Annotated in this window: 6 protein-coding genes and 3 pseudogenes; 6 read left to right on the top strand and 3 right to left on the bottom strand. The window is 68.2% G+C overall.

Features of this window, described 5'->3' with window-relative positions; translation table 11 throughout:
• Positions 1-62 precede the first annotated feature (62 nt).
• On the bottom strand, positions 63-1493 hold the full coding sequence (locus OG456_RS38490) for an endo-1,4-beta-xylanase (protein ID WP_266569755.1): 1431 nt from the start codon (positions 1491-1493) through the stop codon (positions 63-65).
• A 1083-nt stretch (positions 1494-2576) separates the two neighbouring features.
• Here OG456_RS38490 and OG456_RS38485 point away from each other — a divergent pair.
• The 3 genes from OG456_RS38485 (at position 2577) to OG456_RS38475 (ending at position 5739) form a co-directional block, all read left to right on the top strand.
• Positions 2577-4001, top strand: coding sequence for a non-reducing end alpha-L-arabinofuranosidase family hydrolase (locus OG456_RS38485; RefSeq protein WP_266569754.1), 1425 nt, complete (start codon positions 2577-2579; stop codon positions 3999-4001).
• Between the two features lie 665 nt (positions 4002-4666).
• The gene (locus OG456_RS38480; protein WP_266569753.1) at positions 4667-5206 is read left to right on the top strand and encodes a winged helix-turn-helix domain-containing protein; all 540 of its coding nucleotides are present in this window, start codon (positions 4667-4669) and stop codon (positions 5204-5206) included.
• The gene (locus OG456_RS38475; RefSeq protein WP_266570726.1) at positions 5203-5739 is read left to right on the top strand and encodes a transposase; all 537 of its coding nucleotides are present in this window, start codon (positions 5203-5205) and stop codon (positions 5737-5739) included. The genes OG456_RS38480 and OG456_RS38475 overlap by 4 nt, the downstream gene beginning before the upstream one ends.
• An 8-nt stretch (positions 5740-5747) precedes the next feature.
• Here OG456_RS38475 and OG456_RS38470 read toward each other — a convergent pair.
• Both OG456_RS38470 and OG456_RS38465 read right to left on the bottom strand, forming a co-directional pair.
• Positions 5748-5867 (bottom strand): annotated as a pseudogene (locus tag OG456_RS38470) (transposase); the annotation flags it as partial.
• Positions 5868-5894: 27 nt separating this feature from the next.
• Positions 5895-6284 (bottom strand): annotated as a pseudogene (locus OG456_RS38465) (chloride channel protein); the annotation flags it as partial.
• Between the two features lie 155 nt (positions 6285-6439).
• On the opposite strand from OG456_RS38465, the pseudogene OG456_RS38460 reads away from it, so the two are divergent.
• The 3 genes and pseudogenes from OG456_RS38460 to OG456_RS38450 form a co-directional block, all read left to right on the top strand.
• Positions 6440-6604: pseudogene (locus OG456_RS38460) on the top strand (zinc ribbon domain-containing protein); the annotation flags it as partial.
• Between the two features lie 355 nt (positions 6605-6959).
• Entirely contained in the window at positions 6960-9020 is a 2061-nt protein-coding gene (locus tag OG456_RS38455) for a glycoside hydrolase family 15 protein (RefSeq protein ID WP_266569752.1), read from the top strand.
• Positions 9021-9480: 460 nt separating this feature from the next.
• Complete coding sequence (locus OG456_RS38450) at positions 9481-13215, top strand: S8 family serine peptidase (protein ID WP_266569751.1); 3735 nt, start codon at positions 9481-9483, stop codon at positions 13213-13215.
• The last annotated feature ends 19 nt before the right edge of the window (positions 13216-13234 follow it).

Raw genomic sequence — 13234 nt, 5'->3', positions numbered from 1 at the left:
GGGCGGGGGAAGCCGCACCGTAGGCCGTCATCGATTCGCGCTTTCGTTTGTGGCAGGTCCCATCAGGTGCGGGTCCAGCGTTGGTTGCTGCCGTTCGAGCAGGAGTAGAGCTGGATCAGGGTGCCGTTGGCCGTTCCGCCTGCGACGGCGTCGAGGCAGAGGCCGGACTGGACGCCGACGATGGATCCGTCGGAGTTGAGGCGCCATTTCTGGTTGTCGGCGCCCCAGCAGCTGTAGATCTGGACTTTGGTGCCGTTGCTGGTGCCGCCGGCGTCCAGGCACTTGTTGCCGTAGACCCTGAGCTCACCGGCGGCGGTGTACGTCCACTGCTGGTTGGTGCCGTTGTTGCAGTCCCACAGTTGGAGTTGGGTGCCGTCGGTGGTGCTGCTGCTGGGCACGTCCAGGCAGCGGCCCGACCCGACGCCCTTGATCTGTCCGGAATCCGAAGGGGGCGTGGTGGAGCCGCCGTTGAGTGCGTTGAGGACGGAGGTGTACGCGGGCTTCTTGCTGCCGTCGCCGTTGAACAGCAGCGGCGTGTCCTGCGAGCGCCAGGAGTCGGTGTCGCGTACACCCCAGACGGTGATGCCGAGGCAGCGCGAGACGGCCAGGCAGTCGTTGGTCACGTTGGCGTAGGTCGAGGCCGGGGCGCCCTGGATGTCTAGTTCGGTGATGGCCACGTCGACGCCGAGGGCGGCGAAGTTCTGCAGGGTGGTGCGGAAGTTGCTGTTGTAGGGGCTGTCGCTGTTGAAGTGCGACTGGAAGCCGACGCAGTCGATCGGCACGCCGCGCTGCTTGAAGTCTTTGACCATGGCGTACATGGCCTGGGTTTTGGCCCAGGTCCAGTTCTCGACGTTGTAGTCGTTGTAGCAGAGCTTGGCGGCCGGGTCGGCGGCGCGCGCGGTGCGGAAGGCGACCTCGATCCAGTCGTTGCCGGTGCGCTGCAGGTTGGAGTCGCGCCGGGCGCCCGAACTGCCGTCGGCGAAGGCCTCGTTCACGACGTCCCACTGGGCGATCTTGCCCTTGTAGTGGCCCATCACGCCGTTGATGTGGTCGATCATCGCCTGGCGCAGGGTGCTGCCGCTGAGGCTCTGCATCCAGCCGGGCTGCTGGGAGTGCCAGGCCAGGGTGTGACCGCGGACCTGCTTGCCGTTCTGCACCGCCCAGTTGTAGACGCGGTCACCGGCGGTGAAGTTGAACTGGCCCCGCTGCGGTTCGGTGGCGTCGATCTTCATCTCGTTCTCGGGCGTCACCATGTTGAACTCACGGCCCGCGATCGACGTGTACGCCGAGTCGCCCAGCCTGCCCGAGGCGATGGCGGTGCCGAAGTAGCGGCCGCTCTGCGCCGCCGCGGCACCGAGCGTGCTCTCGGCGGCGTGTGCTTTCGGTGGGGCGACCAGCGCGCCGACCGCAACTAAGACGCCGACGATCAGCGCCAACAGCAGACCGCGGATCTTCCGGCGGACACCGGATCTGCGAAGGGCATACGAGCCCATGACTGTGCCTCCAAGGTAGAAATCACGGAAGGACTGAAGCGCAGAGGTTTGCGTCGTCCATTCCCTTGCGACAGACGGACGGACGGGCCGGAGCCCGGGCGGCACGGAATCACCGGACGCCGCGGACATGGGACGGGACGATCTTCGAGACAGGCACGGGGGCACTCCATCGCAGCTCAGCCGGGTGACCGCCACGTGGTGTCACGTACCTCTCCCACTGCGTGAAGAGCCAGGGATGCGCTGGTGCGAGCCTCACCGGAACGAAACGGAGTGGCGCAGGTGCTTTGGTGCGCGGATCTGTAGAGCAGTTGTGCGTGGATCTGCCGTGCAGCACGGATTACTCAGGCGTGTGGTTCGAAATATCGAACTGTGGCCGGTTTCCCAGACAGGAATGATTGAGGTACTGACGGTGCATCGTCAATACTGGGTTGCATAAAAGTTTCTGCTCCGTGTCCGAAACTTTCGGGCCACCGGGACGGCGCACTCCCGGCGCCGTCGTCGGCGGATGCCTTGGGGCCACAAGCCGAGGCCTGGACGAGTATGCGGACGCTTCCTCCAATCCGGCGTCAAATGAGGTCCGGCTCGGCCAATTGTCGGTGTGACGTCCGGCATCTCGCCCATGGGGTCCCGCAGTGATTCGGCGTAGATAGCGACACATGCGAGGGGTGTTGACGCCGTTCACCGGTTCCCTATCATTCAGGTTGCTCGACACTTCGACCTTTGTTCGATATATCGAAACGCGTCGAGTCGCTCCATCGCACAGCAGAGCAACTCCGGGTCGCACCGCCCGAACGCAGAGCCGCAAGGAGTCGTGCCGCATGCATATGTCATGGCCGCGCCAATATTTCTCTTTTCGACCGTGCCACCCGGGTGCTCGGCCCTCCACGCCTCCACCTCTGGCGCTCATGCCGCCCTGAAGCGCCGGGCGCCACCGGTCCTTCAGAAGGTCGCGAAGGACCGGGAAGTCACAAGCGGTCTGCCGTGGTGCTCAAGGGCCGTTGCGCACCGCACTGCACCGACAGTCCGGACAACCTCTGACGAGGCCGACCGGAACCGTCCCACTCAAGGTTGAGGAAGTCCCCCATGCACAGAGGAAGTTTCAGCCGCAGGCATCCGTCTGCGGTGCTCGCCGCCGCGGTTGTGGTCCTGGTCGCGTTGGCGGCGATGCTCGTGGCCAACCCGGCTCAGGCCGCCACCAGCGGCGCCTTGCGCGGCGTCGGTTCCGGCCGGTGCCTCGATGTGCCGAACGCCAGCCAGACCGACGGCACCTACCTGCAGATCTGGGACTGCTCGGGTAAGGCCAACCAGCAGTGGACGTCGACGGACAGCGGCCAGCTGACCGTGTACGGCAACAAGTGCCTGGACGTCCCCGGCCACGCCACCGCGCCCGGTACCCGGGTGCAGATCTGGTCCTGTTCCGGCGGTGCGAACCAGCAGTGGCGGGTGAACTCCGACGGCACGATCGTCGGTGTGGAGTCCGGGCTGTGCCTGGAGGTCACGGGCTCCGGTACGGCGAACGGAACGGCGGTGGAGATCTGGACGTGCAACGGCGGCAGCAACCAGAAGTGGACCGGCCTGTCCGGGACGACCCCGCCCGGCGGCTCGTGTTCCCTTCCGTCCACGTACCGGTGGACGTCGACAGGGGCATTGGCGCAGCCGGCGAACGGGTGGGCCGCGGTGAAGGACTTCACCAACGTGGTGTACAACGGCAAGCACCTGGTCTACGCGTCGAACGTGTCGGGATCGTCGTACGGCTCGATGATGTTCAGTCCCTTCACGAACTGGTCGGACATGGCGTCGGCCGGCCAGACCGGGATGAGCCAGTCCGCAGTGGCACCCACGCTGTTCTACTTCGCGCCCAAGAACATCTGGGTGCTGGCGTACCAGTGGGGCGCGTGGCCCTTCATCTACCGCACGTCGAGCGACCCGACCAACCCCAACGGCTGGTCCGCGCCGCAGCCGCTGTTCACCGGGAGCATCTCCGGCTCCAGCACCGGCCCGATCGACCAGACCCTGATCGCCGACGGCCAGAACATGTACCTGTTCTTCGCCGGTGACAACGGCAAGATCTACCGGGCGAGCATGCCGATCGGGAACTTCCCGGGCAGCTTCGGCTCGTCGTACACGACGGTCATGAGCGACACGACGAACAACCTGTTCGAGGCGCCGCAGGTCTACAAGGTGCAGGGACAGAACCAGTACCTCATGATCGTCGAGGCCCAGGGTGCGAACGGGCGCTACTTCCGCTCGTTCACGTCCTCCAGCCTGAGCGGTTCGTGGACCCCGCAGGCCGCCAGCGAGAGCAACCCCTTCGCGGGCAAGGCCAACAGCGGTGCCAGCTGGACCAACGACATCAGCCACGGTGACCTGGTCCGCAACAACCCCGACCAGACCATGACCATCGACCCCTGCAACCTGCAGTTCCTCTACCAGGGCAAGTCCCCCACCGCAGGCGGCCCCTACGACCAACTGCCCTGGCGGCCGGGGGTCCTCACCCTGCAGCACTGACCCGCCCGATCCGCGGTGACCGTGATGTGGTGCGGTCTGCGAGCGGTTCACGGCGTGGGCCATTCCACCTGCTGACCGACGCTCACCGTCTCGAGGAACCCCAGCCGTGCGGCGGCCGGGGTTCCTCTCACCTCCGGTGCAGTTGTCGCGGTCCAGCCCGTCTTCGAAGAGGTCGAGACTGAGGTTCGCTTGGGCTGAACGGTCTGAGCTACAGCTTTGAGGGCTGGTGCTGCGACGAGGCGCTGCGTGCGACGTTCCGATGACGCTCGAATCGGAAGTCTGAACCCTTACGGACTCCCCGAGCCAGGCCGCGCGGACCGGGCCGTCGGCACGGAGGCAAGGACTCTGGTTCCGGCGTCCTACTGCACCTGCCCAGCGGCGGCGCGAGAGGAAGTCGCGCAGGACAACATCGACGTACCGTTCATAGCCTCAGCAGCATGTCTTCGGCCAGGCCGGGTCACGTCCGCTGGAATGGTGAATTGACGGCCACTCGGTGATCTCGTTTTGAGGCTAGGCGGTGAGTTCGGTGGGCAGGTCGGTCTCGCTGGTTTCTGACTCGATCGGGTGGAGGCGGGCCTTGGCCAGCAGGCCGAGTCCCATGTACTGAGGTTTTCGGGTTGTCGTCGGGTGGTGACGGTTGATGATCCCTGCGGTATGCCGGTGGTGTGAGATATCCGGAGGGTGGGGGCCTGACCGCTGAGCGTCGGGCGTTTCGTGAGGGGATCCGGCTCCAGGCCGGAGGACGGTTCGCGGTGGGTGAGAGGACCGCGGTGATCGCGAAGGACCTGCGGGTGAGCGTGAGGTCGGTGGAACGCTGGCGCCGGGCGTGGCGCGAGGGCGGGACGGAGGCCCTGCGCTCGGCTGGGCCGGCGAACTCCCCGACCGTAACCGATGCCCAATTCGCCGTACTCGAGGAGGAGTTGGCGAAGGGGCCGGCTGCACACGGCTTCGAGGATCAGCGGTGGACCCTGGCCCGGGTGCAGAACGTGATCCGCCGCCGTCTGCGGCTCAGTTTGTCGGTGGCGACGGTGTGGCGGCTGCTGAAACGGCACGACTGGTCCTGGCAGGCACCCGCCCGCAGAGCCCTCGAGCGCGACGAGCACGCGGTGGAACTGTGGAAAAGGGAGGTGTGGCCGCGGGTAAAAGCCTCGCGGCGGCCCATGGGGGCTGGATCGTCTTCGAGGACGAAGCCGGATTCTCCATGACGCCGCCCCGCGCCCGCACATGGGGCCGGCGCGGACACACCCCCGTCATCCGGGTCCGGGGCAGATCCCGACGCAGGACCTCGGTCGCGACCCTGTGCTGCTACAAACCCGGCGAGCCGAGCCGACTGATCTACCGGCCCCGCGCTCACCTGCTGTTGAAAGGAGCCCGGAAGAGTTTCTCCTGGCGCGACTACCGGGACCTGCTCGTTCGGGCCCACATCCAGCTCGGCGGACCGATCGTGGTCGTCTGGGACAATCTCAACACCCACCTGACAGCTGGGCTGAAGCGGTACGAGGCCGAACACGACTGGCTCACCACCATCCGTCTCCCGCCGTATGCACCTGACCTCAACCCCGTCGAGGCCATCTGGTCCCTCGTGCGCAGAGCAATGGCCAACACCGCCTTCGACACACCCGACCACCTCGACCGCATACTCCGCCGCGAGTTACGCAAAATCCAGCTCCAACCCCACCTGATCGACGGTTGCCTCACCGCCACCCGCCTGACCCTCACCCCACCGACCCCACCCTGAAAATGTCAGTAACGGCGGGCTTCGGTCCATTCGTCGTTCTGCTCGGCCAGGACCGCGCCGGCCACGCGGATCACGGCGGCGCGGTCGGGGAAGATGCCGACCACGTCGGTGCGCCGCCGGACCCGCCGCGGCCCGACCACGCCCGCCACCTCGATCAGAAGGACCGCGGCGATGAGCGGATTGCCGAAGATGGCGGCGATGGCTGCCGCCGCGCCTGCCGCGCCCAACAGGGCGGTGCTCTCGGGGCTGGCGGGGGCACGGACGAGAGTCCGGAAGAGCAGGGCCAGGCCGCCGCCGAGCGCGATCAGCGGGGCCTCCGGGCCGAGGACGGCACCTAGCGGCAGGCTCGCGGCCGCAGCGATGATCACTCCGGGCAGGACGGTGGCCGACGCCCCGCCGGCGTGGAGGCCCGACGCCGGGACGTGACCGCCCCCGCCGGGCAGATGGGTCACCACCAGCCCCACGACGACCACGGCGAGCAGGGGCAGCGGCCACCAGGCCGGCGGGGAGTCCCAGCCGAGTGCCTGCGGTACGTACGCCCACATCACGTGTTCCAGCTCGTGCAGGCCGACGAGGAACCAGAAGGCGGCCAGGGAGATCGGAACGCCGATGAGCGCGCTGAAGAACAGGACTTTGCGGTAACCGGGCGTCCGCAGGAGATCCCGCAGCCGGTCGGCCTCGGTGGGCTCCTCGGGCTCTCCGCAACACCTCGCGCACCTGCCCCGAATGCGGGCACGTGGACGCGCAGAACCGCGACGGCGAAAAGTTCCAGTGCACCTCATGCCAGCACATCGACCACGCCGACCGCGTGGGCGCCTGGAACGTCGCACTCAGGGCCGGGCTGGTCCTTCCCGACGTGGCATAGCCACCGACAGGAGAAGCCCCCCGGATTTATCCGGGCGGAGGAGTCACACGGATCTCCTGCAGAACACTCCGCGGGCGGCCGCGAGCGGCGGAGCATCCGCCGCCCGTCCAGCAAAGACGCTCCTGCGGGGCCTCGCTACCGGGGCCCGCGCCGCGCGTCGTCGTCCGGAGGGCGACGCCGTCACGGCCGCCGCGACGGACACGAGCCGGAATCCGGAACGCCGTCACCACGTGCGGCTCCCTCGTCAGGAGGGTTTGACGTCGGCGGCCTACGCTGATCGGGGCCGCCCAGTCCGCTTCATCCGCGGCGTGACGGTGCCCTGAGTGTGGCCGGCCGGGCTGAAAGGGGTCTGCAAATGGACGACTATCCTCTGATCGAGGATCATGGCCTGATCGGTGATCTGCAGACCGCGGCCCTCGTGGCAACCGATGCGACGATCGACTGGTTCTGTTGTCCGCGGTTTGATTCGCCCAGCGTCTTCGGCGCTCTGCTCGACCGGAGCAGGGGCGGCCACTTCACCGTGCGGCCGACAGCGGGGACGTACACCACCAAACAGCTCTACCATCCGGACACCGCCGTTCTGGTGACGCGCTTCATGACCGAGGCCGGAGCGGGGGAAGTCGTCGACTTCATGCCGGTGACCGGAAAGACCGCGACCGACCGGCACCGTATCGTCCGCATGCTGCGCTGTGTCCGCGGCAGCATGACGTTCGAAGGCGAGATCGCTCCGCGCTTCGACTACGGCCGTAAGCCGCACGAGCTGCACCGCACGGAGCACGGTGCTCTGTTCACCTCGGAGGACCTGGACCTCGCCGTCCATCCCGTCCGTGAGCCGCAGGACGAACGGCTCTTGAACGTCCTCTCGGCCGACCAGAACGATTTGAGCTTCTCCCTGACCCTGCGGGCGGGGCAGCAGCGCGGCCTGGTCCTGGAATCGTCGCCCGGGGGGCCTCCGCACGAGGTCCGCGTGGAGGAGTTCGAGCGGCTCTTCGACGAGACGGTTGGCTTCTGGCGTTCCTGGCTGGGGCAGTCCACCTACTCGGGCCGCTGGCGGGAGGCGGTGGAACGTTCGGCTGTGACGCTCAAGCTCATGACGTACGCGCCGACCGGTGCGCTGGTCGCCGCCCCCACGACGGGACTGCCCGAGCAACTGGGCGGTGAGCGCAACTGGGACTACCGGTTCACCTGGATCCGCGACGCCTCGTTCTCGGTGTACGCCCTGCTGGGCCTGGGATTCAGGGAAGAGGCGGCCGCGTTCATCAACTGGCTGCACGCCCGCGTGAAGCAGGAAGCCGCCAAGGGGAACGGTTCCGGGCCGCTGAACATCATGTACAGGGTCGACGGCTCCGCCGACCTGGTCGAGGAGACACTGGAGCACTGGGAGGGGTACCGCGGCTCCGCTCCGGTCCGCATCGGCAACGGGGCGGCGAGCCAGCTTCAGCTGGACATCTACGGCGAGGCGCTCGACAGCATCTACTTCGCGCATCAGCACGGCATGCATCTCGACAACGGGGGCTGGAAGGCCCTGCACACACTGCTCGACTGGCTGGTCGACCACTGGGACCAGCCCGGCGAAGGGCTGTGGGAGACCCGCGGCGGCCGGAAGGACTTCACCTACGGTCGTGTGATGTCCTGGGTGGCCTTCGACCGTGCCCTGCGGATCGCTTACGACGACGGCCGTCCCGCGGCCGGCGGACGCTGGGTTGACGCGCGGGACGAGATCTATGCGCAAGTGCTCGACCGCGGGTGGGACGCTGAGAAGCAGGCCTTCGTGCAGCACTACGGCGACGATGTGCTCGACTCGTCGCTGCTGCGCATGCCGACGGTCGGCTTCATCACGCCGGACGACCCGATGTGGAAGTCCACCTTGGACGCGATGGAACGCGAGCTGGTCAGCGACAGCCTGGTCTACCGATACAACCCGGAGGCGTCCCCCGACGGGCTGCGCGGCTCCGAGGGAACCTTCTCTCTGTGCACGTTCATGTACGTCGACGCGCTGGCACGGGCCGGACGTACGGACATGGCCAGGTTGGTGTTGGAGAAGATGCTCACGTACGCCAACCATCTGGGCCTGTACTCCGAGGAGATCGACCTGACGGGGCGGCAGTTGGGCAACTTCCCGCAGGCGTTCACACACCTGGCACTGATCGACGCGGCGATCACCCTGGACTCGATGCTGCAGGGCGCGCGGAGGGATCAGCCGTGGGCGGCAGCGCCGCCCGCGTGTCTCAGTGCGGTGCGTGGGTGGGTGCGGGCCCGAGGAGGACGAGGGTGTCACCGTCCCGCGGCACGCTCTCCTCGCTTCTCCGTGACGGGCTCCAGCCGTCGGTCGGCCCGTACCACGAAGAGCGTGTCGTGCTCCGGTGGCAGCGGGGCGGTGGCCGGCTGCGCCACGAACCGGGCACCCCGCCCGTAGCGCTCCGCGAGCACATGGCGGACCAGCGAGCGTCCGAAGAGGATGTCGCCGCCGGTGTACTGAGCGACCACGCCGTGGCTCTCGTGCGATGGCCCCACCCGGTAGACGGGCCCGTCGACATTGTCCTGCATCACGATCGAGGCGAGCGCGTTGAAGGCGTCGTCGTCGGTGGCGAGGACGACAGCCGTCACACCCTCCAGACGCGCCCCCGGGTTGATGGCCGTGGCTAGTCCTGGTGGGCGGCGAGCCGTGGGTGGTCGACCTGGGCAGGGCTCTGCGGTCCGCCGGCCGTCTCCCGACGCATGTCGGCGAGACATAAAGGTGGGTCGCCAGGCCCACGTGTGCACGGTGTCATTCCGCCCGGAATCGCGCGGTTCACGACTGACAAGCCTTTGCCATGGCGAGGACTTGCCATCATGGTGCCTTCACGCCGCCGTCACCGGGTCGATAGACCCATCGCATGCTCTCGCCCTTTCACTCATCAGTCTTCCGCCGCAGGCGCTGGCAGCTGATCTCGGCCGCCACCGCGGTGCCGCTGCTGGCGTCGGTGCTCGCGCTTCCGCAAGCGCCCGCCCAAGCCGCTCCGAGCAAGCCAACGGTTCCCGCCAAGCCTTCGGCGACCCACAAGGTCACCCTGGTCACCGGCGACGTCGTCACGGTCACCACGACCGCCGACGGAAAGCAGATCGCCGACGTCGACCGGCCGGACAGCGCCGTCGGTGGCGTAAAGATCCAGGAGATCAAGGGCGACCTGTTCGTCGTCCCGGACGAGGCGGTGCCGCTGCTCGGCAAGGACAAGCTGGACCGGCGGCTGTTCAACGTCACCGACCTGATCGAGATGGGTTACGACGACGCGAAGTCGGCCACGGTGCCGCTGATCGCGACGTACGCCCAGCCGAAGGCTCACGCGGCCGTCGAGCAGAAGGCCCCTCGCGGCAGCAAAGTGATTCGCAAGCTCAAGGGCATCCACGGTGCCGCACTCAGCACGGAGAAGCGGAAGGCCCGCACCTTCTGGTCCACCGTCGCGCCGCACGGCAGCGCGAAGCTGGGCGCGGGCGTGGCGAAGCTGTGGCTCGACGGCCGGGTGAAGGCCAACCTGAAGGAGAGTGTGCCGTTGATCGGCGCGCCCGAGGCCTGGGCTGCCGGCTACACCGGCAAGGGCGTCAAGGTCGCCGTGCTCGACACCGGTATCGATGTCAACCACCCGGACTTCGCCGGCCTGATCGACGGTACGGCCAGCTTCGTACCGGGTGAGGCCATCACCGACGTCAACGGACACGGCACACATGTGGCCAGCACGATCGTCGGATCGGGCGCCGCCTCCGGAGGGGACAACAAGGGCGTCGCGCCCGGTGCCGACCTGTTCGTCGGCAAGGTGCTCAGCGGCCCGGAGGGCTACGGCCAGGACTCCTGGGTCATGGCCGGCATGCAGTGGGCGGCCGAGTCCGGTGCGGACGTCGTCAACATGAGCCTCGGCGACTCCTACCCGACGGACGGCAGCGATCCGATGTCTCAGACGGTCGACGCCCTGTCCGAGGAGTACGGCACGCTGTTCGTCATCGCCGCCGGCAACGCGGGCCCGGAGAGCATCTCCGCCCCGGGAGCGGCCGCCTCGGCGCTGACCGTGGCCGCCACCGACAAGCAGGACGAGCTCGCGTCCTTCTCCAGCACCGGCCCGCTGGCGGGCTCAGGCGGCATGAAGCCGGACATCGCGGCGCCCGGCGTGGACATCACCGCGGCCCGCTCGCAGGAGATGACCGACGGTGGTGAAGGCCTCTACCGCACCCTCAGCGGCACCTCGATGGCCACCCCGCACGTGGTCGGCGCGGCGGCGATCCTGGCCCAGCGGCACCCGGACTGGACGGGCGCGCAGCTCAAGGAACACCTGATGAGCACCGCGAAGGGCCTGGCCGGCGGGTACTCGCCGTACGAGGTCGGCACCGGCCGTGTCGACGTGGCCGCCGCCGTACGCACCACGGTCCGCGGCACCGGATCGCTCTTCTTCGGCAACCACACCTGGCCGCACGAGCCGAGCGACGTCGCCGTAACGAAGGACCTGACCTTCACCAACACCGGTTCCGCCGACGTCGCGCTGAACCTGGCGCTGACCGACGACGGCGGCCCGTTCACGCTGGGAGCGACCAAGGTGACCGTCCCGGCGGGCGGCACCGCCGACGTCCCGGTGACCGGTGACCCGCAAACCGCCCCGGCAGGCCGGCACGTCGGCTACGTGACAGCCACCGACGCGGCCACCGGGAAGCCGGTGACCCGCACCTCCCTGGCGCTGCTCAAGGAGGAGGAGCGCTACGACCTGAACATCAAGCTGGTCGGCCGGGACGGCAAGCCCGCCGCAGGATGGGTCACGGTCAACCTGGCCGGCGACTCCTGGCCGTGGTCGGTCTACGTCGACGGCTCGACCACCCTGCGCATGGCACCCGGCCTGTACACCGTCGCGGCGTACGTCGACGTGGCCGGCGAGAAGGCGGACCGCTCGGGTCTGGCGGTACTGGTCGACGCGGAGACCGTGCTCAAGGACGGTTCCGCGGACGTGGTGCTGGACGCGGGCAAGGCACGCCTTCTGCAGACGGAGGCGCCACAGCGCACCGAGGACCGCCAGCGCAAGGTCGACTTCAACGTCCACTACAAGGGCCTCGACCCGTTCACGGACTACCGCAGCGCGTACGTGCTGCCGCCGGCGTACGACGACGTCTACGTCGCGCCGACGAAGCCGATGGCGCACGGCGAGTTCATGCTGACCACCCGCTGGCGAAAGGGCGCGCCGCTGCTCAGCCTGAGCACGTCGGGCGGCCGGCGTGACTTCGAGGCGCTGGTGCAGGCGGGCAGCGCCCTGGGCACCGCCACGGACAGGCTGCACGCCGTCTACGCGGGCGACGGGGCGCGGGCCGACTACGAGAAGGTCAGCGCCAAGGGCAAGGTCGTCGTCATCCAGCACAGTGCCGAGGTCCTGCCGGAGGAGCGCGCCGCGGCCGCGGTCGCGGCCGGGGCGAAGGCGCTGATCGTGGTCAATGACGGTGTCGGTGGCCTGATGGAGTTCGTCGGCGAGTCCACCATCCCGGTCGCCACCGTGCACCGCGACGCGGGCAAGGCCCTCGTCGCGATGGCCAAGGCCGGCAAGGTCAAGCTGACCGTGAAGCAGACCGAGTACACCCCGTTCGTCTACGACCTGACCCGGGACTACCCCGGCCAGGTGCCGGACCGGCCCCTGGTCTACAAGCCGGCCAAGAAGGAGCTCGCCCGGATCGACGCCCGCTACTACGCGGCCACGGACGGCGGGTTGGCGGAGGGCTACCGGTCCGACTTCACCCTCAGCCCGTCGTTCAACTTCCCCGAGGCCGAGTGGCACCCGGGCACCCGCACCGAGTGGGTGACCCCGGGTCAGGTCTGGCGGGAGTTCCACACGCAGGGCGTCGACGGAGCCCTGCCGTGGACGATGGTGTCGGGCGACAACACCTACGCCAAGGACAGCACCACCCGTCTGGACTGGTTCGCTCCGGTGACCCGGCCCGCCCAGAGCGAGTCCTTCGGTGTGTACAACTCCCGTTGGGGCAACTACATGACCTGGAACGTGCAGCCATGGGCCTCCTCCAGCGACAACATGCGGCTGGGCGGCTACGTGCCGTGGGGTGAGACGCCGACCCACCTGCAGGTCTTCCAGGGCGACAAGCTGATCCACGACAACCCGCAGAGCGCGGACATGCAGTGGGAGGAGGTGCCGGCGGGCAACCTGCCCTACCGCGCCGTCCTCGACGGGGAGCGGCCCGCTGACGTCTTCCGGCTGTCGACCCGCACCCACACCGAGTGGACCTTCATGTCCGACACCGTCGACTCGGACAACTTCGAGCCGTTCTCGGTGCTGAACCTGGACTACAAGCTGGAGTCGGACCTGCACGGAGACGTCAAGGCCAATGCAACCCAGCAGATCGCGCTCAAGCCGGTGTCGATGGACCTCGGCACCGTGCCGGGCACCGTCACCAAGGTGACGCTGGACGTGTCCTACGACGACGGTGCCACCTGGCAGAAGGTGACCGTGGCCAAGGGCGCCCACGGCTACTGGACGGGTTCGTTCAGGACGGCCAAGAAGCCCGGCGGCTTCGTCTCGGTCCGCGCGGGCGCCGCGACGGACAGCGGCTTCGGAGTCAAGAACGAGATCATCCGGGCGTACGGCCTGCGGTGAGCCGCACTGTCGGGTCCCG

The organism is Streptomyces sp. NBC_01446 (assembly GCF_026340095.1).
Lineage (GTDB): Bacteria > Actinomycetota > Actinomycetes > Streptomycetales > Streptomycetaceae > Streptomyces > Streptomyces aureus.
The sequence above is the reverse complement of the archived record's forward strand: the minus strand, read 5'-3'. Positions and strand labels throughout refer to the sequence as shown.